This window comes from Streptomyces sp. NPDC097129, from assembly GCF_055668065.1.
Map to the genome: position 1 here is coordinate 233,803 of NZ_JBVOQE010000010.1, position 23,244 is coordinate 257,046.

General features: G+C 72.7%; 23 protein-coding genes. 13 read left to right on the forward strand and 10 right to left on the reverse strand.

Annotated features, from left to right (window positions below; all coding sequences use genetic code 11):
* Nucleotides 1-544 precede the first annotated feature (544 nt).
* A complete protein-coding gene (locus tag AC0B9F_RS27540) occupies nt 545-1,060 on the forward strand; it encodes an NUDIX hydrolase (protein ID WP_472007097.1) in 516 nt (171 codons plus the stop codon).
* On the opposite strand, the gene AC0B9F_RS27545 is transcribed toward AC0B9F_RS27540, so the two are convergent.
* Nucleotides 1,042-1,833, reverse strand: a complete 792-nt coding sequence (locus AC0B9F_RS27545) for a hypothetical protein (protein WP_472007099.1) — start codon at nt 1,831-1,833, stop codon at nt 1,042-1,044. The genes AC0B9F_RS27540 and AC0B9F_RS27545 overlap by 19 nt on opposite strands.
* Nucleotides 1,834-1,898: 65 nt before the next feature.
* Here AC0B9F_RS27545 and AC0B9F_RS27550 point away from each other — a divergent pair, with 65 nt between their 5' ends.
* Together AC0B9F_RS27550 and AC0B9F_RS27555 are read left to right on the forward strand one after the other, a co-directional pair.
* Complete coding sequence (locus tag AC0B9F_RS27550) at nt 1,899-2,291, forward strand: YidH family protein (protein ID WP_472007100.1); 393 nt, start codon at nt 1,899-1,901, stop codon at nt 2,289-2,291.
* The gene (locus AC0B9F_RS27555; RefSeq protein ID WP_472007102.1) at nt 2,288-2,617 is read left to right on the forward strand and encodes a DUF202 domain-containing protein; all 330 of its coding nucleotides are present in this window, start codon (nt 2,288-2,290) and stop codon (nt 2,615-2,617) included. Before AC0B9F_RS27550 ends, AC0B9F_RS27555 begins: the two co-directional genes overlap by 4 nt.
* A gap of 241 nt (nt 2,618-2,858) precedes the next feature.
* Here AC0B9F_RS27555 and AC0B9F_RS27560 read toward each other — a convergent pair whose 3' ends face one another.
* Entirely contained in the window at nt 2,859-3,797 is a 939-nt protein-coding gene (locus tag AC0B9F_RS27560) for an NADP-dependent oxidoreductase (protein WP_472007104.1), read from the reverse strand.
* A 181-nt stretch (nt 3,798-3,978) separates the two neighbouring features.
* Here AC0B9F_RS27560 and AC0B9F_RS27565 point away from each other — a divergent pair, with 181 nt between their 5' ends.
* The 3 genes from AC0B9F_RS27565 (at nt 3,979) to AC0B9F_RS27575 (ending at nt 7,458) form a co-directional block, all read left to right on the forward strand.
* A complete protein-coding gene (locus AC0B9F_RS27565; RefSeq protein ID WP_472007106.1) occupies nt 3,979-5,004 on the forward strand; it encodes a phosphotransferase family protein in 1,026 nt (341 codons plus the stop codon).
* A gap of 3 nt (nt 5,005-5,007) precedes the next feature.
* Nucleotides 5,008-6,231 (forward strand): acyl-CoA dehydrogenase family protein, encoded by a 1,224-nt coding sequence (locus AC0B9F_RS27570; protein WP_472007108.1) that lies wholly within the window; start codon nt 5,008-5,010, stop codon nt 6,229-6,231.
* A gap of 222 nt (nt 6,232-6,453) precedes the next feature.
* Nucleotides 6,454-7,458: a LysR family transcriptional regulator gene (locus tag AC0B9F_RS27575; RefSeq protein WP_472007110.1), complete on the forward strand. Its 1,005-nt coding sequence runs from the start codon at nt 6,454-6,456 to the stop codon at nt 7,456-7,458.
* Here AC0B9F_RS27575 and AC0B9F_RS27580 read toward each other — a convergent pair.
* Genes AC0B9F_RS27580 through AC0B9F_RS27590 form a run of 3 tightly spaced genes read right to left on the reverse strand, consistent with a single transcriptional unit; the run spans nt 7,397 to nt 10,444 of the window.
* A complete protein-coding gene (locus tag AC0B9F_RS27580; RefSeq protein ID WP_472007112.1) occupies nt 7,397-7,990 on the reverse strand; it encodes a TetR/AcrR family transcriptional regulator in 594 nt (197 codons plus the stop codon). The two genes, AC0B9F_RS27575 and AC0B9F_RS27580, sit on opposite strands and share 62 nt — an antisense overlap.
* 25 nt (nt 7,991-8,015) lie before the next feature.
* Nucleotides 8,016-9,683 carry a class I adenylate-forming enzyme family protein gene (locus AC0B9F_RS27585; RefSeq protein ID WP_472007114.1) on the reverse strand — a complete coding sequence of 556 codons (1,668 nt, stop codon included), beginning with the start codon at nt 9,681-9,683 and terminating at the stop codon, nt 8,016-8,018.
* On the reverse strand, nt 9,680-10,444 hold the full coding sequence (locus AC0B9F_RS27590; protein WP_472007116.1) for an SDR family oxidoreductase: 765 nt from the start codon (nt 10,442-10,444) through the stop codon (nt 9,680-9,682). The genes AC0B9F_RS27585 and AC0B9F_RS27590 overlap by 4 nt, the downstream gene beginning before the upstream one ends.
* Before the next feature lie 170 nt (nt 10,445-10,614).
* On the opposite strand from AC0B9F_RS27590, the gene AC0B9F_RS27595 reads away from it, so the two are divergent.
* Entirely contained in the window at nt 10,615-11,853 is a 1,239-nt protein-coding gene (locus AC0B9F_RS27595) for an exo-beta-N-acetylmuramidase NamZ family protein (protein WP_472007118.1), read from the forward strand.
* A gap of 137 nt (nt 11,854-11,990) precedes the next feature.
* Nucleotides 11,991-13,304 (forward strand): serine-threonine protein kinase, encoded by a 1,314-nt coding sequence (locus tag AC0B9F_RS27600; protein WP_472007120.1) that lies wholly within the window; start codon nt 11,991-11,993, stop codon nt 13,302-13,304.
* Nucleotides 13,305-13,307: 3 nt separating this feature from the next.
* Here the strand turns inward: AC0B9F_RS27600 and AC0B9F_RS27605 are convergent, their stop codons facing one another.
* On the reverse strand, nt 13,308-16,097 hold the full coding sequence (locus AC0B9F_RS27605) for a penicillin acylase family protein (RefSeq protein ID WP_472007122.1): 2,790 nt from the start codon (nt 16,095-16,097) through the stop codon (nt 13,308-13,310).
* 258 nt (nt 16,098-16,355) lie between these two features.
* Between AC0B9F_RS27605 and AC0B9F_RS27610 the strand changes: the two genes are divergently transcribed.
* Both AC0B9F_RS27610 and AC0B9F_RS27615 read left to right on the forward strand, forming a co-directional pair.
* Nucleotides 16,356-16,958, forward strand: a complete 603-nt coding sequence (locus AC0B9F_RS27610) for a hypothetical protein (RefSeq protein WP_472007124.1) — start codon at nt 16,356-16,358, stop codon at nt 16,956-16,958.
* A gap of 269 nt (nt 16,959-17,227) precedes the next feature.
* The gene (locus AC0B9F_RS27615; protein ID WP_472007126.1) at nt 17,228-18,298 is read left to right on the forward strand and encodes an RNA ligase (ATP); all 1,071 of its coding nucleotides are present in this window, start codon (nt 17,228-17,230) and stop codon (nt 18,296-18,298) included.
* A 22-nt stretch (nt 18,299-18,320) separates the two neighbouring features.
* On the opposite strand, the gene soxR is transcribed toward AC0B9F_RS27615, so the two are convergent.
* Nucleotides 18,321-18,782: a redox-sensitive transcriptional activator SoxR gene (gene soxR / locus AC0B9F_RS27620; RefSeq protein WP_472007128.1), complete on the reverse strand. Its 462-nt coding sequence runs from the start codon at nt 18,780-18,782 to the stop codon at nt 18,321-18,323.
* Nucleotides 18,783-18,910: 128 nt separating this feature from the next.
* Between soxR and AC0B9F_RS27625 the strand changes: the two genes are divergently transcribed.
* Nucleotides 18,911-19,372 (forward strand): MaoC family dehydratase, encoded by a 462-nt coding sequence (locus AC0B9F_RS27625; protein WP_472007130.1) that lies wholly within the window; start codon nt 18,911-18,913, stop codon nt 19,370-19,372.
* A 21-nt stretch (nt 19,373-19,393) separates the two neighbouring features.
* On the opposite strand, the gene AC0B9F_RS27630 is transcribed toward AC0B9F_RS27625, so the two are convergent.
* The 3 genes from AC0B9F_RS27630 to AC0B9F_RS27640 all read right to left on the reverse strand — a co-directional run bounded on the left by AC0B9F_RS27630 (nt 19,394) and on the right by AC0B9F_RS27640 (nt 21,617).
* The gene (locus AC0B9F_RS27630) at nt 19,394-20,017 is read right to left on the reverse strand and encodes a TetR/AcrR family transcriptional regulator (protein WP_472007132.1); all 624 of its coding nucleotides are present in this window, start codon (nt 20,015-20,017) and stop codon (nt 19,394-19,396) included.
* Between the two features lie 91 nt (nt 20,018-20,108).
* Entirely contained in the window at nt 20,109-20,396 is a 288-nt protein-coding gene (locus AC0B9F_RS27635; protein WP_472007134.1) for a YiaA/YiaB family inner membrane protein, read from the reverse strand.
* 69 nt (nt 20,397-20,465) lie between these two features.
* Entirely contained in the window at nt 20,466-21,617 is a 1,152-nt protein-coding gene (locus AC0B9F_RS27640) for an acyl-CoA dehydrogenase family protein (RefSeq protein ID WP_472007289.1), read from the reverse strand.
* Between the two features lie 90 nt (nt 21,618-21,707).
* Here AC0B9F_RS27640 and AC0B9F_RS27645 point away from each other — a divergent pair, with 90 nt between their 5' ends.
* Nucleotides 21,708-22,340: a TetR/AcrR family transcriptional regulator gene (locus AC0B9F_RS27645; protein ID WP_472007135.1), complete on the forward strand. Its 633-nt coding sequence runs from the start codon at nt 21,708-21,710 to the stop codon at nt 22,338-22,340.
* 86 nt (nt 22,341-22,426) lie between these two features.
* Entirely contained in the window at nt 22,427-23,173 is a 747-nt protein-coding gene (locus tag AC0B9F_RS27650; RefSeq protein WP_472007136.1) for an ArsR/SmtB family transcription factor, read from the forward strand.
* Nucleotides 23,174-23,244 lie beyond the last annotated feature (71 nt).

Genomic DNA, 23,244 nt, shown 5'->3' on the forward strand with positions numbered 1-23,244 from the left:
GCCTGGCGCTTGGCGGGACCGCCGGGGCCGCTTGGCGGCACCGCCGGGGGCTTCACCGGACCGCCGGGGGCTTCACGGGACCGCCAGGCGATTTACACCACCGCCGGGCCCTTTGCTGGACCGCCGGGCGCTTTGCGCCACCGCCGGGCGCCTTGCGGGATCGCCGGGCCCTTTGCTGGACCGCCGGGCGCTTTGCGCCACCGCCGGGCGCTTTGCGGGATCGCCGGGCGCTTCAGGGCACCACCGGGGCCGCTTGGCGATCTCGCCGGGATCGAAGGCCTCTGCCCGCCGCGGGCTCCGCCGAGAAGACGAGAAGCTTGGCGCCCGCCAGGGCCCCCGGGAAGACGAGAACCTGGCCGCCCGTCCAAGGGCCGCCAGGAAGACGAGAAACCGCCGCCCACCCGAGGCCCCGCCGGGAAGACGACAACCTGCCCTCCCCCAAGGCCCTGCCGGGCAACGGGGGCTCGCTGCCCGGTCCGGCACCCGCCGGGGGGCGGGTGCCGGGTCCTGCTGGGGTCTCGGCGGCCCTGCTTGGATGGGGGCCATGAACGCTGCTAACGAGATCCTCGACATCGTCGACGAGAACGACCAGGTCATCGGGCAGTCGCCGCGCGGTGAGGCCTACGCCCGCGGGCTGCGCCACCGGTGCGTCTTCATCCAGGCCCGCGACGCGGACGGCCGGATCTTCGTCCACCGCAGGACCCCCTCCAAGCTGGTCTTCCCCTCCCGGTACGACATGTTCGTCGGCGGAGTCGTCGGCGCGGGCGAGTCCTACGACGACGCCGCCCTGCGCGAGGCGGAGGAGGAACTGGGCGTGACGGGGCTGCCCCGCCCCACCTACCTGTTCAAGTTCCGCTACGACGGCGGAGCCGGGCAGAGCTGGTGGTCGGCGGTGTACGAGGTCCGCTGCGCACTGCCGGTGCGGCCGCAGGTGGAGGAGGTCGCCTGGCACGCCTTCCTCACCGAGGACGAACTGCGCGGGCGGCTCGGCGAGTGGGAGTGGGTGCCGGACGGCATGGCGGCATACGAACGGCTGGCCGACTACCGGTCGGCACGCTGAGCGGCGCCATCGGGCCCGCCGGTCAGCGCGCCGGCCAGGGCGTGTGCCTGCGGGGCGGTGATGCCGCGGCCCAGTGGCAGGGTGCGCGGGCTGTGGTGGTCGTCGCACACGGCGAGCGGGCCGGGTTCGGCGCTGCCGCCACTGAGCGGGCTCGGGCCGGGCAGCGTCCAGGTCGGGCCCTCCCAGAACGGGTGGTCCAGGAACCCCTCCGCGCACTCGTCCGCCTCGTTCTCCGGTACGCCGACGGCCCGCAGCGCCCGGGACATCCGCCGTACGGCCTCCTCGGTCGGTGTGTCCGCGTCACCGAAGGCGGGCAGCAGCAGAAGCAGCCGGACGTCGGGATCGAGGACCCCCTCGGAGCCCGCCGGCACCGTCTCCGCGACGGCGAGCAGCTCCGGCCAGGACAGGCCGGGCCCGCTGTAGTGCCCCTCGATCACGGCCAGGTGGGCCGCCCGGTCCCACTCGGGGTGGGTGATCAGATACCCGATCCCTGGGTCGTCCGGGAGGTTCCAGTACACGATCCACAGCAGGTGGCCGCCCGCCATCGGTATCCGCAACGCCGGCCAGGGCTCGTCCGTCGTCCCGTACAGCGCCTCGGCCGCCTCCGCGACGTCGGCCTCGTCGGCGCCGAACAGCTCGGGCCGCTCGGCGAGCTCCCCCCAGGTCGGCAGGTAGTACGCGGGCCAGAAGCCGGGCACGGCGAGGAGGTGCTCGGCCGGAGCGAGACGTCGGCCCGGCCCGGTGCAGGCCGCGAGGGGGGCGGGAAGATCCATGCCCACGACGTTAGCGGCCACCGCTGACAACGCCCCGCGCCCGCGCTCCGGATAGGGTCCTGGACGTGATCGAACTCGTACGGAACGTCCGGTTGTGGTTCGCGCCGGAGCGGGTGCGGGAGGAGGGCGGGACGCCCGACTACCGGTTCTCGCTGGCCAACGAGCGCACCTTCCTGGCCTGGCTGCGCACCGCGCTCGCGCTGATCGGCGGCGGGTTCGCGGTGGACCAGTTCCTGCCGGACCTGCGCTGGGCCTGGCGCGTGGGGCTCGCGCTCGCGCTGCTCGCCGCGGGCGTGCTGTGCGCGCTGCGGGCGATCAACCACTGGGTGCGCTGCGAGCGGGCGATGCGCCGCGGGGAGGACCTGCCGGTGTCCCGGTTCCCCGTCGCGCTCAGTCTCGTCATCGCCGTCGTCGCGGTGGCGATGGTCGTGGTCGTGCTGATCGGGTGGGCGGGGTGAGCGGTGCTCACGGGGTGAGCGACGAGCGGGACCCTGGGCTGCAGCCCGAGCGGACACGGCTCGCCTGGCGCCGTACGACGCTGGCGTGGACGGTCGCGGCCGTGCTCGCCGTGAAGGCCGCGGCGCACGGCGGCGCGTCGGCGGCCGGTGTCGTCGCGGGGGCGCTGTGCTGCGTGCTGTGGGTGGGCTTCCTGCTCGTCGCCCATCAACGCATCCGCCTGCTCGCGGCGACGGGCCGCCCCCGGCCGATGCCGGCGCGGCTGGCGACGGCGGCGGTGCTGTGCACGGTGGCGATGGCGGTGTGCGCGACGGCACTGGTGCTCTGAGCGGGCGTCGGCCTGCCGGGCGCCACCCTGGCGCGATGAGCGGGCATCAGCCTCCCCGGGCACCGCACCCATGCGGTGAGCAGGCATCAGCCTCCTCGGGCACCGCGCCCATGCGGTGAGCAGGCATCAGCCCCCTCAGGCACCACCCCCGCGTGCTAAGCGGGCACCAGCCCCTCGGGCACCGCCCCCGCACACCGAGCGGGCGCCGACCTCCCGCACCGCCCCCGCGCGACCACCGGCGTCATCCCTCTTCGTCGGTCACCGTCACCACGATCTTGCCCCGGGTCCGGCCCTCCTGGCTCTTGCGGTGGGCGTCGGCCGCCCGCTCCAGCGGGTAGGTCGAGTCGATGTGTACGGAGACCACGCCCTGGTCGGCGAGGTCCGACAGCTTCCGCAGGTCCTCGGCGTCGGGGCGCACCCACGCGTAGCGGCCGCCGTAGGTCAGCACGTCCGGGTCGGCGATCGAGGCGAGCCGGCCGCCGGCGCTCAGCAGGGCCACGGACGCCTGCAGCGCGTCACCGCCGACCGTGTCGAACGCCGCGTCCACGCCCTCGGGGGCGAGCCCCCGCACCCGGTCGGCCAGCCCCTCGCCGTAGCTCACCGGTTCGCCGCCCAGCCCCCGCACGAAGTCGTGGTTGCGCTCGCTCGCCGTACCGATCACGCGGGCGCCGAAGTGCCGGGCGAGCTGGACGGCGATCGAGCCGACGCCGCCGGCCGCGGCGTGCACCAGCACCGTCTCGCCGCGCTTGACGCCGAGCGCCTTGACCAGCACCTGGTAGGCGGTCAGCCCGGTCAGCGGCAGCCCGGCGGCCTCCTCGAAGGAGAGGCTGCGCGGCTTGCGGGCGAGGGTGCGCACGGGCGCGGCCACGTACTCGGCGAAGGTGCCGCGGGAGAGGAAGTCCTCGCGGACGTACCCGATGACCTCGTCGCCCTCGGCGTACTCCGTGACGGACACGCCGGGCCTGACCACCACGCCGGAGACGTCCCAGCCGGGCACCACCGGGAAGACGGACTCGAACATGCCGTCGAGATAGCCCTCGCGGCACTTCCAGTCCACCGGGTTCACCGCCGCCGCCCGCACCTTCACCAGTACGGCGTCGGGGCCGACCTTGGGCTCGCGCACCTCCCCGTACTCCAGCACCTCGGGTCCGCCGTACCGGCTGTAGCTGATCGCCTTCATGGCACCGACCCTCCGGGGTCCGGGGGCGCCGCGCAAGCCCGGAGGGACCACGCGTGCGTGGGTCCGCGCCGGGGCTGTTGGCTATCGTGGCACAGGTCACGTTCCGCCCGGGCACTGGACGACATACCGACCGGTCAGCATGATGGGGGAAGTACCCGTTCACCTGCCTGGAGGAGCGACGATGAGCCCCGACCACCCGCCCGGACTCGATCTCGACCGGCTGCGCGGCCTGCTGGAGCGCGAGCGGCCCGGCCTGGTGGCCGGTCCCCTGACCGGCCGGCTGGTCGAGGGCGGACGGTCGAACCTCACGTATCTGGTCGGCGACGGCGCGCGGCAGTGGGTCGTGCGCCGGCCCCCGCTCGGCCATGTACTGGCCACCGCGCACGACATGAAGCGCGAGCACCGGGTGATCAGCGCCCTGCACCCGACGAACGTGCCGGTGCCGGAGCCGCTGCTGCTGTGCGAGGACGAGGAGGTGCTCGGCGCGCCCTTCTACGTCATGGAGTTCGTCGAGGGCACCCCGTACCGCACCGCCGAACAGCTCGCGCCGCTCGGCCCGGAGCGCACCCGGCAGGCGGTGCTGTCGCTCGTCGACACCCTCGTCGACCTGCACGCCGTGGACCCCGCCCAGGTCGGCCTCGGCGACTTCGGCCGCCCGGAGGGTTTCCTGGACCGGCAGCTGCGCCGCTGGGGCAAGCAGCTGGACGCCTCCCGCAACCGCGAGCTGCCCGGCATCGACGAGCTGCACGCAGCCCTCGGCCGGGAGCTGCCCCCCTCGCCCGCGCCGACGATCGTGCACGGCGACTACCGGCTGGACAACGTCCTGATCGGCGCCGACGACACGATCCGGGCGGTCCTCGACTGGGAGATGTCCACACTCGGCGACCCGCTGACCGATCTGGGCCTGCTGGTGATGTACAGCCGGCCGCTGGAGATGCCGGACTCCCCCGTCTCCACCACCGCGCGGGCGCCGGGGCATCCGGCCCCGAGGGAACTCATCGAGCGGTACGCCGCGCGCTCGGGGCGCGACGTGTCGGCGGTGGACTGGTACACGGCGTTCGCGTGGTTCAAGCTCGCCGTGATCCTCGAGGGCATCCACTACCGCTACACCCTGGGCCAGACGGTCGGCCGCGGCTTCGACCGCATCGGCGAACTGGTCCCGGTCTTCATCGAGCACGGACTGACGACTCTGCAGAAGGGCGAGTAGGCCATGGACTTCGCGTTCGACGCACGCACCGAGGAGCTTCGCGCCAAACTGCTCGCCTTCATGGACGAGTACGTCTACCCGGCCGAGGCGGTGGCCGAGGAGCAGCGGGCCGCTCTCGCCTCCCCGTGGGACACCCCGCGGATCGTCGAGGACCTCAAGGCCGAGGCCCGCCGCCAGGGCCTGTGGAACCTGTTCCTGCCGGACGAGGCGTACGGCGCCGGCCTGACCAACCTGCAGTACGCGCCGCTCGCCGAGATCACCGGCCGCTCCCCGCATCTCGCGCCCACCGCGACCAACTGCGCCGCGCCGGACACCGGCAACATGGAGGTGCTCGCGCAGTTCGGCGACGAGCAGCAGAAGAAGCAGTGGCTGGAGCCGCTGCTCGCCGGGGAGATCCGCTCGGCGTTCGCGATGACCGAGCCGGAGGTGGCCTCCTCCGACGCCACCAACATCACCACGCACATCCAGCGAGCCTCCGATGGCACAGACGAGTACGTCATCACCGGCCGCAAGTGGTACATCTCCGGCGCGATGAACCCGGACTGCAAGATCTTCATCGTGATGGGCAAGACCGACCCGGACGGTGCGGACATCCGCCGCCAGCAGTCCATGGTCCTGGTCCCGCGCGACACCCCGGGCGTCACCGTCCGGCGCGCGATGCAGGTCTTCGGATACGAGGACCACTCCCACGGCGGCCACGCCGAGGTGGTCTTCGACCACGCGCGCGTGCCGGTGACGCACCTGATCGGCGAGGAGGGCGGCGGCTTCGCCATCGCCCAGGCCCGGCTCGGCCCCGGCCGTATCCACCACTGCATGCGGCTGATCGGCATGGCCGAGCGGGCCATCGAGCTGATGTGCAGGCGGGCGGTCGACCGCACCGCCTTCGGCAAGCCGCTGGCGCAGCAGGGCGTGGTCCAGAACTGGATCGCCGACGCGCGGGTGACGGTGGAGCAGCTGCGGCTGCTGGTGCTGAAGACGGCCTGGCTGATGGACACCGTCGGCAACCGGGGCGCGCACACGGAGATCCAGGCGATCAAGATCGCCACGCCGCGTGCGGTGGTCGGCATCCTGGACCGGGCGATCCAGCTGCACGGCGCGGGCGGGGTGAGCCAGGACTTCCCGCTGGCCGAGCTGTACGCCGCCGCCCGCACCCTGATGCTCGCCGACGGCCCGGACGAGGTCCACCAGCGCTCGCTGGCACGACGCGAGCTGAAGAAGTACGTCTAGCCGACGCTCAGGGGGGCCCTCGTGTCCCACGGCGAGGCCCGGTCACATCCGGGGCCTGGTCTAGTAACCGCCGGAGTAGTGGTGGTCCTCCCGGGCCAGGGCGCGGAGGAACGTGAGGAGCCGGTGCACAAGAGGTCTGCGTGTCATGCGTCCAGCGTGGCGCGCAGAACTCCCACCGGTCCAACAGATGGTGTCGCTGGCGCCCATCTCTAGAATAGATGGATGGAGATCCGCCAGCTCCGCCACTTCATGGCGGTGGTCACCGAAGGCAGTTTCACGGCCGCCGCCCGGGCCGAACTCATCGTGCAGTCGGCGCTCAGCACCTCGGTCAGGAACCTCGAACGGGAGCTGGGCGCCGACCTGTTCGAGCGGACGGGCCGCCGTGTGGTGCTCACGGAGGCCGGCCGGGCCCTGCTCCCGCAGGCGCGTGCGCTGCTCGCCGGGGCCGAGGCCGCGCGGGACGCGGTCGCCGCGGTGTCGGGCCTCGCCACCGGGCGGGTGTCCATCGGCACCATCCAGACTTTGACCTGCGTGGATCTGCCCGCCGAACTGGCCGCTTTCCACCAGGAGTTCCCCGGCGTGCAGGTGTCCGTGCGGGACGCACCGGTCGGTGAGCTGACCGACGCGCTGCGGGCCGGCGAGCTGGACCTGGCATTCCTCGCACCGGACGCGCGGCAACTGCCCGAGGGGCTCGACGCGTACGCCTCCTGGCAGGAGGAGCTGGTGCTGATCACAGCGGCCGGTCATCCGCTCGGCCGGGCCGGCCGCACGCTCATCAAGGACCTCGCCGACGAGCCGTTCGTCGACTTCCGCGCCGGGACGGGCCTGGAGACGGCCGTACGGCGCCTCGCGGCCCACTGCGGCCTGGAGCGCCGTATCACCTGTGACGTCACCCAGATCGGGCTGCTGGTGGATCTGGTGCGGGCCGGGATCGGGGTCGCCTTCGTGCCCCGCGCCATCGGCGAGCGGGCCGGGCTGCCGTGTGTGCGGATACGGCAGCCCGAGACCGGCCGTACGGTCGTGCTGGCGGGACGGGGACCGGCGCCGCGCAACCCGGCGGCGGCGGCGCTCGTCCGTCAGGTCGCGGGCACGGCGTCCCGGGCGGGGGACTGTTCCCTCACGGTCGCCGCACCGGTGGCGGCAGGCCCGGCGACAGCCCGTCAGGTCACGGGCGCAGTGCCCGCAGCAGCAGGTCGGCGAGGTGGTCGGCGACCTCCTGCGGGGTGAGTGGGCCGTCGGGGCGGTACCAGGTCGACAGGTGGTGGACCGAGCCGAAGTGGTAGTCCACGACGAGGTCGGCCGGGGTCGCCGTGGAGAAGACGCCCTCGCGCTGGCCCTCCTCGATCAGCGCGCGGAAGCGTTCGTGGTAGCGGCGGCGCTCGGCGCGCACCTGCTTGTTCTTCTCCGGGCTGAGGTGGTGCATCGACCGGAAGAAGATCGACGCGTCGTCGAGGTTGTCGATGGTGGTCACCACGACGTCCGCCGCCGCGCCGCGCAGCCGCTCGTCCACCGGCGCGTCCAGTCCGGCGAAGTGGTCGAGACGCTCCTGCTGGACGCGCAGCACGCGCGCGTACACCTCGTGCAGCAGATCGTCCTTGGAGCCGAAGTAGTGGTACAGCGCCCCCTTGGTGACGCCGGCCGCCTCCACGATCTCCTGCACCGAGGTGCGGTCGTAGCCCTGCTCGGCGAAGAGCCGGGTGGCGGCGGCCAGGAGCCGCTGCGGCACCGGGGTGCCGTCTTTGTCCGTCGTCCTGGGCACTGCCGCCACCTGCCTTTCCGTATGTCTACTGGCTGTCTCGCGCGCGGGAACGCAGCTCCCGACGGAGGATCTTGCCACTTGCCGTCTTGGGCAAGTCGGTCAGGATCTCGACCTGCCGAGGGTATTTGTAGGCGGCCAGTCTCTCCTTGCAGTACGCGGCGAGTTCACCCGGGTCGGTCTCGGCTCCCGGGCGCAGGCTGATGTAGGCCCGCACGGTCTCGCCGCGGTAGCCGTCGGGCACACCGACGACGGCGGCCTCGCGCACCGCCGGGTGGGTGTAGAGCACGTCCTCGACCTCGCGCGGCCACACCTTGAACCCGGACGCGTTGATCATGTCCTTCTTGCGGTCGACGACGTACAGCCAGCCCTGTTCGTCCATGAAGCCGATGTCCCCGGTGCGCAGCTCGCCGCCGGGGAAGGTCTCGGCGGTGGCGTCGGGGCGGCGCCAGTAGCCGGGGACGACCTGCGGCCCGCGTACGGCGATCTCGCCCTGCTCGCCGAACGGCACGTCCTCGCCGCGCTCGTCGACGATCCGTACGACGGTGTCGGGGCCGGGCAGGCCGACCGCGAGGGTGCCGGAGACCGGGTCGACGGGCGCCTGGAGACCGGGCGGTACGGACGCGCAGGGCGCGGTGCACTCGGTGAGTCCGTAGCCGTTGCGGATGTACGGCCCGAAGCCGGCCCGGAACTTCTCCACCAGCGCCGGCGGCAGCGGGGCGCCGCCGGAGGAGATGACGGTGAAGGACGCGAAGTGCTCCCGGGTGCAGGAGGGGTGCGCGGCCAGCGCCATGAACGCGGTCGACGGGCCGACCGTGTAGTGCGGGCGGTGCGCGGCGAACGCGTCGAGGACGACGCCCGCGTCGAAGCGGTAGGCCAGCACCAGGGTGCCCGCGCTGTTCAGGCAGGCGCCGAACTCGCAGACCATGCCGGTGATGTGGAACAGCGGCGCCAGCGCGAAGTACACGGGCTGCTCGGGCAGGCCGAGCCCGCCGCTCTGCCGTTCGGCGTTGTACATGATGTTGCGGTGCGTGTTGGTGGCGCCCTTGGGGGTGCCGCTGGTGCCGGAGGTGTAGCTGATCAGGGCGATGCCGTCGGGTGCCGGATCGCGGCCGTCGGGCGCCCGGTGGCCGGCACGGGCGACGGCGGTCAGGTCGTCGGCGTCCGGGGCCTCGGGCAGCCGTTCGAAGGACAGCACGCGCGCGTCGTTCTCGGTCTGGAAGTCGAGCTCGCACGCCGTCAGCGCGATCCGCACCGGCGAGTCGGCGGCCGTGTCGCGCAGATACGTCTCCCACGCGCGGTCGGCGCACACCAGGGCGCTCACCTCGGCGTCCCGCAGGATGTGGGACACCTCGCCCGACTTGTACATCGGGTTGACGGGGACGACGACCGCGCCGGCCTTCCAGGCGCCCAGCACCGCGAGCACGAAGTGCGGGGAATTCTGCAGCAGGACCGCCACCCGCTCGCCCGGCTCCAGGCCGCGCGCGGCGAGGTGCCCGGCGACCGAGTCGCTGAGCTCGTCCGCCTCGCGGTAGGTGAGCCGGCCGTCGAAGTAGGCGAGGAAGGTGCGCTCCGGGCTCCCGGCGACGGCCAGGCGCAGGGCGTGCACCAGGGAGTCGGCGGGCTCGACCGGGGCTTTCTGGGCGTCGGTGAGGAGGGCCAGCCAGGGCTTGTCCGCGTAGCTCACCCCGGTCACCGCTCTCCCTCCCACTTGCGCTGAAGGTGGTTCATGTTCGTCAGCCAGCGGTCGGGGTCGGCGGCGCGGGCCTGGTAGTACCCGTGGACCTCGGGGTGCGGCAGGATCAGGAAGCGGTCGTCCTCGATGCCCTTGAACAGCGCGTCGGCGACGTCGTCGGGGTCGATCGCGGTCGGCTTGAGGACCAGGTCGCCGGCGCTTCCGGTGGCGGACAGCATGTCGGTGCGCACGCCCTGCGGGCAGATCGCGTGCACCTTGACCCCGCGGTGGCGGTAGGTCAGCGACAGCCACTCGGCGAAGGCGTAGGCGCCGTGCTTGGTGACGCTGTAGGGGGCCGCGCCGATCATGGTGAGCAGTCCGGCGGCGGAGACGGTGGAGACGAAGCGGCCGCTGCCGCGTTCCAGCCAGCCCGGCAGGAGGGCGCGGGCCGCGCGGACGTGCGCCATGACGTTGACGTCCCAGGCCAGCTCCCAGACGCTCTCCTCGGCCGCCTCGGAGCCGCCGGAGCCGACGCCGGCGTTGGCGCAGTAGACGTCGACGGTGCCGCCGAGCGCCTCCCGGGCCGCCTCGACGATCGCGGAGGCGTCGCCGGGGACGGCGGTGCCGCCGATCTCGTCGGCGACGGCCTGCGCCTTCCCGGCGTCCAGGTCGTTGACGACGACCCGGGCGCCCTCGGCGGCGAAGCGGCGGGCCAGCGCGGCCCCGATCCCGCCTCCGGCCCCCGTGACGATCACTCCAGCACCCTGCACGGCTTGCACCATCGGTCTCCTTCGACGCGACGCGACGCGAAACGGCTCCCGCCTTCGAACGGCCACACTAACCAGTCGGTATGTAGCTGCGGAAGACCTGTTCCGGTCCGCTTCGTTCCCCGCGGGCCACGGGGACGCTAGCGTGCGTGGCCATGACACGCCGGGATCACGGAGGTCGTCGTATGAAGCTGTCCAGACGAAGCGTGCTCGCGAGCGCCGCCGTGGTGGCGGCGTCGGCGGCCCCGGCTCAGGCGGCCCCGCCGGGCGGCGGCCGCCCGCTGCGCACGGGCTTCGAGCGCCTGGCCGCCGACGGCTACGCGCTGCTGGACGGACAGCGGGTCGGGATCGTCACGAACCCCACCGGCGTCACCCGCGACGCCCGGCACATCGTCGACGTCCTGCACGCCGACCCCCGCGTCGACCTGCGGGCCGTCTTCGGGCCGGAGCACGGCTTCCGCGGCACCGCGCAGGCGGGCGGCTCCGAGGGCCGCTACGACGACCCCGCGACCGGGCTGCCGGTCTACGACACCTACCTCAAGAGCGGCCGGCCGCTCGCCGACGTGTTCACGGCCTCCGGCGTGGACACGGTCGTCTTCGACATCCAGGACGCGGGCGCCCGCTTCTACACGTACATCTGGACGCTGTACGACTGCATGGAGGCGGCCGCCGCCGCGGGCAAGCGGTTCGTGGTATTGGACCGGCCCAACCCGGTGACCGGGCGCGCCGCGCTCGGGCCCGTCCTGCACCGGGAGTTCGCGACCTTCGTCGGCCGGCAGCCGATCGCGCAGGCGCACGGCATGACGGTCGCGGAGCTCGCCCTGCTGTTCAACGGGGAGTTCCTGAGCACGCCGGTGCCCTTGGAGACGGTGACGATGACCGGCTGGAAACGGACGGAGTTCTACGACGCCTCGGGGCTGCCGTGGGTGCCGCCGAGCCCGAACATGCCGACGCCGGACACCGCGCTCGTCTACTCCGGCACCTGTCTGTTCGAGGGCACCAACCTCTCCGAGGGGCGCGGCACCACCCGTCCCTTCGAACTGCTCGGCGCCGAGGGCGTCGACGGACGCTGGGCGGCTGCGGTGAACGCGCTCGCTCTGCCCGGGGTGCGCTTCCGTGAGGCGTACTTCGCGCCGACGTTCTCCAAGTTCCAGGGGAAGACGATCGGTGGCGTGCAGATCCATGTGCACGACCGGGCTGCCTACGACCCGGTGCGCACCGGGATCGCCCTGCTGGTGACGGCCAGGCAGGTCTGGAGCGGCTTCGCCTGGCGTTCCGACAACTGGATCGACAAGCTGACCGGCTCCACCGGGGTGCGTACGGCGATCGACGCGGGGGCGGACACCGACGCGGTGGTGGCGGGCTGGCAGGACGAGCTGGCGGCCTTCCGGCGGGTGCGCGAGCGGTATCTGCTGTACCGGTGACGACGCCGCGCGGGCGAAACACCCCTGCCCGGGGAAAACCCGTCGTAGCGGTGCTGCCGTGATGTATGGCCAAGCTCCCCCGTTCGCAGGACGATGCGCCACACAGCGCAGCGCGTGGGGGGACGAAGGAGTCCGTCATGGCAGAGCCGGCGATGAGTGTGACGCCGTACTGGGAGCTGACCTTCGACGCGGACGGTGACGTCGACCGCGCCGAGCGGGACCGGCTGCTGAGCCAGGTGGCCGAGCGCCACGTCCGCGACCTGGTGGTGTTCGCCCACGGCTGGAACGAGGACCGCTCGGCCGCAACCCGGCTCTACAGCCGCTTCTTCGCACCCTTCCCCGAGCTGACGCCGGGCGCGCGGATCGGGTACGTGGGCGTGATCTGGCCGTCGATGCGGTTCTCCGACGAGCCGATCCCGGACTTCCCGCGGGCACTCGCGGCCGGGCCGGCGCGCCGCCCGGCGCTCGACAAGGGCACCCGGCACGCGTTGCTGGAGAGCTTCCCCGGGCGGGCGCCGATCGTCGAGCAGCTCGGGCGGCTGCTGGAGCAGCAGCCGCCCGAGGAGGCCGAACTGGAGGAGTTCGGGCGGCTGGTGCGGTTGCTGGTGGAGGTCGTGGCGCCCGGTCCGCAGGCGCTGTTCGCCGCCGACACGGTGGCGGAGGGCGTGCCGCAGGACGAGCCGGCGATGTTCACGCGGCCGGCGGCCGAGGTGTGCGGGGAGTTCGCGCGGGCGCTGGCCGACACGGAGGGGTTCGCGCTGCCCAACCCCTGGGACGGGGCGCACGAGTTACTGCGGCAGGCGGCCTACTACGCGATGAAGCGGCGCGCGGGGACCGTCGGCGAGCGCGGGCTCGGGCGGGTCGTCGGGGAGCTGGCCGCCGCCGTGCCCGGGATGCGGGTGCATCTGGTGGGGCACAGCTTCGGCGGGCGGCTGGTGTCGTTCGCGCTGCGCGGGCTGCCCGAGGGGGTGCGCGCGGTGGCCTCGGTGACGCTGCTGCAGGGCGCCTTCTCGCACTACGCGTTCGCCTCCCGGCTGCCGTACGACCCGCGCGCGGGCGGGGTGCTGCAGGGCCAGCAGCAGCGGGTGGACGGCCCCGTGGTGTGCTGCTTTTCCCGGCACGACACGGCGCTCGGCACGTTCTACCCGCTGGCGTCGAAGGTCGCGGGCGACGCGCAGGGAGCGGTGGAGGAGTTCGGTGTGGGGCAGCTGCTCGGCGTGAAGTGGGGCGCGATGGGCTACGACGGGGTGCAGGCGGTGCCGGGCACGCGCGCGATGACGCTCGCCGAGGCGCTGCGCGGGCCGCTGCCCGCGTCGGGCTGTGTGAACGTGGACGCGGCGGCGGTGGTCTGCCACGGCGGCCCGCCGGCCGGGGCGCACGGCGACATCCTGCACCCGGAGCTGGCGCGGGTCGTGGTGGCGGCGGGCCGGATCGCCCGGCCCACCGCCTGAACGTCACCGGTGTGAGGTGAACTCCACGACCTGCTGGTAGGTCGGCCGGTTCTGCCAGCTGATCTTCCCGTGCTTGATGCCGCCCAGCGTGCGCTGGACGATCGCGTCCGCGCACCACTGGTCGCCCGCGGAGCACTGGTCGTCGCCCGGGTAGACCTGGGCGGCGGTCTTGCCCGCGGCCTCCTTCAGCGTGCCGACGAGCAGGTCCCGGCAGGCGCCGGGGTCGCCGCCGCCGCAGAACGTCCGCGCCAGCGGGCCGCGCACCGGCTCACCGAGCACCGCGCGGACGTCCTTGTCGACATAGCTCCACCAGCCGTACTGGAAGGAGCTTCCGGCGTGCGCCCCGGTGGGGCCGTGTCCGGCCGACGGGGCCTCGTCGATCGGCAGGTTGCGGCTGATGGCGGTGTACAGGTCGGTGCCGAGGCCCGGCTCGAACTCGGCCTTCACCAGCAGCGGCCACCAGGCGTCCAGGATGCGGATCGCGTCGGCGTCGGCGTACGTCTTCGACCCGGCGGAGGTCTCGGTGCGCCGGGCGCCCGCGGCGAGCCAGCCCTGCAGCTTCTCGACGGCCGCGGCGGCCGCCGGGTCGGAGACCGGGGCGCTGTTGATCACTTTCAGCAGGTCCGGTACGACGTCCTCGGCGCGCAGGTCGGTCAGGGCCGCCTCGGCCATCGCACGGGTCAGGGACGCGCGGGTGACGCCGCCGGCGGCGACCAGCTTCCTCACCCGGTCGTCGAGCAGGTTGCCGCGGTGCACGGACCCCTCGCCCCAGGGCGCGGCCGCGTAGCCCGCGGCCTGTTTGTTGTTCCAGGAGATGTAGTAGTCCTGGTCGAGCGAGTTGGGGTGCGCGGAGGGCGGGGTGTAGGCGGCGGTGTTGGTCGCCGGGTCCCAGTCGCGCCACTCGTACGCGGTCTGCGCCCACACCGGGAAGTCGGCGTCGACGCCGCCGGCGCGGACCGGGTTGTCGCCGCTGTTGTAGTACGCGGTGTGCGCGGCGTCGGCGTAGAACCAGTTGAAGGTGTAGTTGATGTGCTGCACCGCGCTCTGGAAGTCCTTCGGCCCCTTGACGTAGTCGGGGTCGTTGAGCATCTGGAAGCCGATGATGGAGTCGGCCTCGTGCAGATAGGAGGAGCGCAGGGTGGTGTAGGCGACCTTCTTGCCGCCCACGGTGGCCCGGTACTGCACGGGTCCGTACTTGGTGCGCCACACCCGCATCGTGTAGGAGCCGGCCGCGGTGCCGTCGGCGACGGTCGGCTTCCAGGCGTTCTTCTGCTCGATCTGGTCCATGGCCGTGCAGGTGCCGCGGTAGAGGTAGTGGTGGTCGTCCTGGCACAGCTCGACGGCGTAGGTGTCGATGATGTCCTGGCCGGACGTGGTGGCGCTCCAGGCGTAGTCCTGGCCGCGGCCGAGTTCGACGTACATGCTCAGTCCGGCGAAGGAGGCGCCGCGGGCGCTCAGGCCGGGGCCCTGGATCTCCTGGAGCATGAGCAGCTGGGGCGCGAAGTAGCCGGTCTGCGGGCCGAAGACGGCGACGGGGTGACCGCTCGCGGTGTGCGTGCCGCTGACGACCAGGGCGTTGGACATGCCGCGCCGCGCCGAGGACAGGGCGCTGTTCACGGCCGTCTTCGAGGCCGTGTTCGCGCCGGCTGTGGCGGCGCTGCCGGTGCGGTCGAAGACGAGCGGCTCCTCGGTGACCGAGCCGGCGTCGGGCAGCGCCTCGCCCTGCGGGTCGTCGGGCCGGGTGGCGTAGGGGAAACGCTCGCCGTTGTGGAGGGTGAGGACGGCCTCGGGGTCGTCGCGCTCGCGGAAGGACTCCCAGAGCCGGGTGCCCTCCGCCACGCCGTACTTCTCCTGCGCGGCGAGCAGGGAGAGGGCGTTGTTCACCTCACCGCCGCCGCCGGAGCCGAACAGCGCGCCGATCACGGAGGCCAGCGCGACCATGTCGGTGACCTTGAAGTGCGCGATGGTGCCGGCGTTGGTGATCGAGTCCTTGTGGCCGGTCAGGACGTACTCGCCCGGGAAGTAGCGGCCGCTGTCGGAGGCGTCGATGTAGGCGTTGACGCCGTCCAGGTAGGCGTTGACATCGCCGAGGGCCTGCTGGCCGCGGGCGCCTGCGGTGGCGACGGCCCGGTCGATCTGGCCCTGGAGTTCGGCCTCGGTGTAGGGGGCGTTGCGCCAGAACTGCTGTTCCAGGCCCTGGTTGGAGGGGGCGCCGCCCGCGAAGGAGGTGAGCTGACCGCGTCCGACGTGCCGGAAGACGTCCATCAGCCACAGCCGGTCCTGGGCCGCCGCGTAACCGGCGCCGAACTCGGTGCCGTAGCGGGTGGTGCCGGTGATGTGCGGTACGCCCGTCTTCTTGTCGCGGACGATCGTGACGTCGCCGCGGCCGGCGGGCTTGAGGGTGGAGGCGACCTGGTCGGCGGCGACGCCGAAGGACGCGTCGTCGAAGAAGGTGTTGATCTTGTCGGTGGTCAGGGACGGGTAGCCGGTGGCCAGGTTCGCGTAGGGCCCGAGCTGGTCCTCGGCGTGGCTCGGCTGGGTGCCGAAGGCCTGGTTGAGCAGGATCTGGGCGAGCGTGGCGTTGCCGTTCTCGCCGGGCGGCAGGATGTCCGAACACTGGCCGCCGCAGTGGTCGTTGGCGGCCGTGGCGTCGGGGGCCGCCGCCGCGGTTTGGGAAAAGGGTGACAAAAGCCCGGCAACGAGGACGCATACGGATGCGGTCTTCAGGAACCCGGGGAATCTGCGGGGAGTTCTCTCTCTGTCCAGCGTGCTTCGTGGGGTGCGCCAAGACATGGACGGCTCCTACCGACGTGGGGGCTGGCCGGATGTTACCGGCGGTATCCCCGCGTTGGAAGATGAACATGCGTCAAGTTTGGAGGTCAACTCCTGCCGGTCCGGGGGAAGTCGAGGGTCGGGCGGGGGTCGCTTTATGGACGGCATCGGAAAACGGATGGAGCCGGATCGCGTGTCGATACGTCTATTCGGCAACGTCCGCACGACGACGCCGACGTGACCGAAGTACAGGTGCAGGTGTGACGGAGGTGCAAGGCGATGGCCGGTTTCCGGAGTCTGGCGAGACAGGTACGTGATCCGCGCAGCGATCTGGCGCTCCGCCGGTACTCGTTGCGCAAGTGCCTCGAGCGGTTCGCGCCCTACGGGCACAGGGCGACCTGGGACCACTTGTGCACCCGGTGGGGGTTCGGCCCCGAGGACAGGTCGGCCGACCCGGCGCGGCTCGTGGCCGCGCTGGGCGAGCTGGAGGAGGCGCGGTCGGTGTGGCTCGCCTATGAGGTGGAGTTCGCCGAGCGGCGCAGGAAGGAGAAGCACGACGGGCTGCGCAGGCCGGGCAGCGTGGACGACTGGCACCGGATGACCTGGGGCGGATTCGGGGTCGCCTGGTGCGACGACCCACGGGTGCACCCGCGCGAGCCGCTGGCGGAGGTACTGCGCCGGCTGATCGCGGCGCTGGAGCGCGAGCCGGGCGCGACCTGCCCGGTGTGCGACGGCTCCCGCCTGGTGTGGCGCCACGGCCTGCACCACGAGCCCTCCGCGGGCCCGGTCTGCGTCCACTGCGGCATCCTGGTGCCGCGGCCGGTCCTCAGTCCGGAGGCGCTGGCGTACGCGCGGAGGGGGAGGGTGCTGGTGTCGGCGTGACCTCGGTAGCGCCTGCGGTGCGTTGTGGGTCGGGGCCGGGGCGGGGGTGTCCGTCCTCGGTCCGGCCGCCCGTTTCCGATGGGCGCGCCGTTGCCCGGTGCCGGACGCTGCGGGCGGACACCCCCCGCCTCGTCCCCTTCCCGCCGTACGCGGGAGCGCCGACGCCGTGGCGCGCGGGACGTCAGCGGGCGGTAATTCGTTCGCTTCGGCGGTTTGGCTCGTGGAGAGTCGGGGGTGATGAACACCGCTGACTGAGCAGGGAGTTACCGATGTCGACGCTCCGCGTCACCGCCGAAGTGCTGACCGTTCACGAGCATCCGGACGCCGACGCGCTGGAACTGGCCCAGGTGGGCCTGTACCGCGCGGTCGTCGCCAAGGGCGTGTACCGCACGGGTGAGGCCGCCGTCTACATCCCCGAACAGGCCGTGCTCCCCGCCGGGCTGATCGAGGAGCTGGGGCTGACCGGACGGCTGGCGGGCGGCGCGGCGAACCGGGTCAAGGCGGTACGGCTGCGCGGGGAGCTGTCGCAGGGCATCGTGTGCCGGCCGAAGGCGCTGGACGGTGTCGATCTGGTCCGGGCCGCGCACGACGGGACGGACTTCGCGGAGCTGCTCGGCATCACCAAGTGGGTGCCGCCCGTGCCGCCCACGATGGACGGCGAGGTGGAGTCCGCGCCCGAACTGCTGCCGTGGGTCGACATCGAGAACATCCAGCGGTATCCGGACGTCTTCGCGCCGGGCGAGCCGGTGGTGCTGACGGAGAAGCTGCACGGGACCGCCTGCCTGGTGACCTATGTGGCCGACGACGACCGGGTGCACGTGTCGTCCAAGGGCTTCGGCGCCAGGTCGCTGGCGCTGAAGGAGGACGCGCGCAACCTGTACTGGCGGGCGGTGCGGGCGCACGGCGTCGCCGAGGCCGCGGCCCGGCTCGCGCGGCGGCTGGGGGCGCGCCGGGTGGGGATCTTCGGCGAGGTCTACGGCGAGGGCGTGCAGGACCTGTCGTACGGGGCAGACGGGCGCCGGGACCATGTGCTCGGGTACGCCGTGTTCGACGTGTCCGCGGAGATCGACGGGTCGGTGCGGTGGCTGGACGCGGCCGAGCTGCTCGACGGGGAGCTGCCACTGGTGCCGCGGCTGTACGAGGGGCCGTTCGCCGTCGAGCGGGTGCTGGAGTGGGCGAGCGGGCGGGAGACCGTCTCGGGGCGTGCACTGCACCTGCGGGAAGGCGTGGTGATCCGGCCCGCCCGGGAGCGGTACAGCCCGGTGACCGGAGGCCGGGCGATCGCGAAGGCGGTGAGCCCGGCGTATCTGACCCGCAAGGGCGGCACCGAGTTCGAGTAGGGCGCGGGAGGGAGCCGGAGCCTCAGCGCTTCGGCTCCGCCATCAGCCGGGAGCCGGTCAGGCGCTCGCCGAACACGTCGTCCGGGTTGGACAGCACGCAGTTGTCCAGGGACAGGCAGCCGCAGCCGATGCAGTCGGTGAGGTGGTCTCGCAGTCGGTTGAGCTGTTTGATGCGCTCGTCCAGTTCGGAGCGCCAGGTCTCCGACAGCCGCGCCCAGTCCTCACGGGTGGGCGTGCGCTCCTCGGGGAGCTGGGCGAGGGCGTCGCGGATCGTGGCCAGCGGGATGCCGACGCGCTGCGCGGCGCGGATGAAGGCGACCCGGCGCAGGGTGTCGCGGGTGTAGCGGCGCTGGTTGCCCGAGGTGCGGCGGCTGCTGATCAGCCCCTTGGCCTCGTAGAAGTGCAGCGCGGAGACCGCGGCGCCGCTGCGGGCGGACAGCTGGCCGACGGTGAGCTCGTGGATCTTCTCGGGAATCTGTGGCACTCCTCGAAGCCTACCGACCGTGCCGGGCGGCCTGTCCGTTGACAGCGGCCGCTCGCGCGACCATGCTAAGCAGTTGCTTAGACACCTTGGGGCCGATGCCCCGACAGGCGACGCGAAAGGCCGGGACCATGGCAGAGCCGAGGATCTTCACCTCCACCGACGAGCTGAAGTCGGCGGTGGGCGAGCAGCTGGGGTACACCGACTGGCTGGAGGTCGACCAGAAGCGGATCGATCTGTTCGCGGACGCCACCGGCGACCACCAGTGGATCCACGTCGACCCGGCCAAGGCCGCCGCCGGCCCGTTCGGGACGACCATCGCGCACGGCTACCTCACGCTGTCGCTGCTGCCCCTGTTCGGCCCCCAGCTGATCGCGGTCGAGGGCGTGAAGATGGGCGTCAACTACGGCACCAACAAGGTCCGCTTCCCCGCCCCCGTCCCGGTCGGCTCCCGGCTGCGCGCGACGGCGTCGATCACCGGCGTCGAGGACGTGCCGGGCGGGGTGCAGGTGAGCGTCGCCTTCACCGTGGAGCGCGAGGGCGGCGACAAGCCGGTGTGCGTGGCGGAGTCGGTGTCCCGGTACTACGTGTAGGTCCGGCGGAACACGAAGGGGCTACTTCGCGCCCACCATCCGGAGCACGAGGTCGGCGTAGAGCGCGCCGACCTCTTCCGGTGTGCGGGGGCCCGCGACGTTGAACCAGCGGGCGACGTCGATGCACAGCGAGAGCACCGCGAGGGTGGTGCCGTGCACGTCCAGCACGTCGAACTCGCCGCTCGCCACACCCTCCTCGACGATCCCGCGCACCTCGGCGTCGACCTGGCGGCGCAGCGCGAGGATCTCGGCGCGGGCCTCGGGGCCGAGCGCGTCCAGCTCGTACTGCACGACCCGGGCGGTGGTGCGCCGGCCCGCGTGCCAGCGGACGAAGGAGCTGACGCCCTCGGCGAGCCGCTCCGTCGCGGTGCCCTCGCCACGGGCGGCCGTGCGCAGGATGCTCAGCGCGCGGTCGTGGCCGATGCGGCTGATGCGGTGGAGGAGCTCCTCCTTGGTCTTGTAGTGGATGTAGAGCGCGGCCGGGCTCATCCCGGCGCGGCCCGCGATGTCGCGGGTGGTCGTCGCGTGGTAGCCCCGCTCGGCGAAGGCCTCCACGGCGGCGACCAGCAACCGGCGTGCCGCCTCAGGGGTGACCTCGTCCCACGGCTCGCTCTCGCCGCCGGCCGTCTCCTCCGCCGTACTCATCTGCTGTTCGCCCCTTCCGGTGACAGGGACACCACCATACCGCCGAAGGTGAGCGGCCGCTTAGAGCAGCGGGGTCACGCGGGGCCCGGGGTCAGAGCTTTTCGAAGGGGTCGTGCTCGGCGAGCAGCTTCTCCAGCCGCGCCTGGTCGACGCGGCTGTGGATCTGCCCGGCCTCCTGCCGGTCGCGGATCACCTTGGCGAGGGTGAAGGCGGAGGTGACGAGGTAGAGGACCGCGATGGCGAGGAAGCCGCGCACCCACGCGTCGGCGTTCAGCCGGAAGATCCCGGCGGCGGTGGCGGCCATGGCCACGGCGAAGGAGGCGACGGCCTGGCCGTAGAAGGCGGCCGTGCTCTGCTGCTTGACCGGTGTGTCACTCATGGGGACAAGCGTCGGCGGACGTGGCGCCTGCCACATCCGCCGGGATACTCAGGACGTACTCAAAGCTCCTCAGAAGGCCGACACGCCGGTCAGCGCCCGCCCGATCACCAGCTTCTGGATCTGGCTGGTGCCCTCGTAGAGGGTCATCACACGGGCGTCGCGCAGCAGCTTGCCCGCCGGGTACTCGTCGATGTAGCCGTAGCCGCCGAAGACCTGCAGGGCGTTGTTGGCGGCGCGCACGGCGGCCTCGGAGGCGAACAGCTTGGCCTTGGAGGACTCCACGGCGAACGGCTGCCCGCGGTCGACGAGGTCGGCGACGCGCCAGGTCAGCAGCCGGGCCGCGTCGACGTCGACGGCGATGTCGCTGATCAGCTCCTGCACCAGCTGGTGGTGGGCGATGGTCTTGCCGAACTGCTCGCGCTCGCCGGCGTAGCGCACGGCGACGTCCAGCGCGGCCTGGGCGATGCCGACGCAGCCGGCCGCCACCGACATCCGGCCCTTGGCGAGGGCGGACATGGCGACCTTGAAGCCCTGCCCCTCCTCGCCCAGCATCGCCGACGCCGGTACCCGCACGTCCTCGAGTACCAGCTCGGCGGTGGCCTGCCCGCGCAGGCCGAGCTTGCCGTGGATGGTGCGGCGGGTCAGGCCGGGCGTGTCGGTGGGGACGAGGAAGGCGGTCACGCCCTTGTGGCCGGGGGCGCCGGTGGAGCGCGCGAAGAGCAGCACGACGTCGGCCCAGGTGCCGTTGGTGATGAACATCTTGGTGCCGTTGAGGACGTAGTCGCCGCCGTCGCGCACCGCCCGGGTGGCGAGGTTGCCCGCGTCGGAGCCGGTGCCGGGCTCGGTGAGGCCGAAGCAGCCGACGAGTTCGCCGCCGGTGAGCCCGGGCAGCCACCGCCGCTTGTGCTCCTCGCTCCCCCAGGCCGCGATCGTCTTGGCGACCAGGCCGAGGGAGACGGAGACGATGCCGCGCACGGAGGAGTCGCCGCGGCCCAGCTCCTCGGTGACCAGGCAGTACGCGAGGTGGTCGCCGCCGGAGCCGCCGTACTCCTCGTCGATCGTCAGGCCCAGGAAGCCGACCTCGCCGAGCTTCTTCACCAGGGACCGGTCGACCTCCTCGGCGCGGTCCCAGGCGATGACGTGCGGGGCGATCTCCCGCTCCACGAAGTCCCGCGCGAGCTGCCGTACGGCGGCCTGCTCCTCGCTCAGCTCCATGTTCACCACGCGACCACCCCACAGACTAAGGACCTTGAAAGCTGCACATTTAAATTAGCACTGCTAGTTTCGATGTGCAGCCCTACTATGTGCGCCATGGCCCGACCGCGCAAGCCCCTGCTGAGCACCGACCGCATCGTTCGGACGGCGCGGGAACTCGTCGACACCGAGGGACTCGCGGCCGTCTCCACCCGGCGCCTGGCGGCCGAACTGGGAGTGAGCGGGCCGTCGCTGTACAACCACTTCCGCACCAAGGACGAGATCCTCGAGGCGGTCGCCGACGCGGTGAGCGCCCAGGTCGACCTGTCGATGTTCGAGGACGGCCGGGACTGGCGGACCGCGCTGCACGACTGGGCCGTCTCCTACCGCGCCGCCCTGCGCGACCACCCGAACATCGTCCCGGTCCTGGCCCGCGGCCCCGGTCGGCGCCCCGCGGGCCTGCGGCTGGCCGACGCGGTCTACGGCGCCATGGTGGACGCGGGCTGGCCGCCGGCCCAGGCGACCAGCATCGGCGCGCTGATGCGGTACTTCATCATGGGCTCCGCGCTCGGCTCGTTCGCCGCGGGGTTCGTGGAGGACCCGAGCGCCTACGACCCCGCCGACTACCCGCACCTCGGCCAGGCCCATCTGCTCGCCGAGCAGCAGGAGAAGATCGACGAGCGGGCCTTCGAGACGGGTCTGACGGCCCTGCTGGACGGGCTGGCCCAGCAGTACGCGCTGCTGTCGTAGCCGCACCTCGGCGGGCGCGGCCGTACGCGCCGGTGCCGCACCTCGGCGGGCGCGGCCGTACGCGCCGCTGCGGTCACGACACTTCGGTGGGCGCCGAAGCGTCGGTGCCGCATGCTGGAGCGCATGACCACCAGGGACCCCCAAGCCCGGGCCTGGCCCGGCTGGCCGCGCTGATCGCCGACGAGACCCGTGCCGCCTGCCTGCTCGCGCTGCTCGACGGACGGGCCTGGACCGCCGGCGAACTGGCCCGGCACGCCGGGGTCGCCGCGTCCACGCTCAGCGAGCACCTGGGCAAGCTCGTCGCGGGCGGCCTGCTCGCCGAGGAACGCCAGGGCCGCCACCGCTATGTACGGCTCGCCGACGCCCGGGTCGCACAGCTCGTGGAGGACCTGGCGGCTCAGGTCGCGCAGGACGCCGCCGTGCGGCCGCGGTCGCTGCGCGCGGCGAGCGCCGGATCGGCCATGGCCCGCGGGCGGACCTGCTACGACCATCTCGCCGGCCGGCTCGGCATCGCGGTCACCGACGCCCTCACCACGCGCGGACTGCTGCGCCAGGACACGGGGTTCGCGCTCACGGACGCGGGCGTGACCTGGTTCGACAGCGCCGGCATCGGGCTGCGGCCCTCGGCCCGCCGTCCGCTCGCCCGGGCCTGCCTGGACTGGACCGAGCGCCGGCCGCACCTGGCCGGGGTGGCGGGCGCCGCGCTGTGCCGGCACGCACTGGAGGCCGGCTGGTGCGTGCGGATCGGCTCCGAACGGGCGGTGAAGGTGACGGCGGCGGGCGAACGCGCGCTGTCGGAGCTGCTGGGCATAGAGCCGGCCGCGCTGCACTGACCGTCCCTCCGGCACGGCACCACCTGCCCGCCCGGTCCGGCACCCCGCCGTCAGGTCCGAAATCCGCGAGA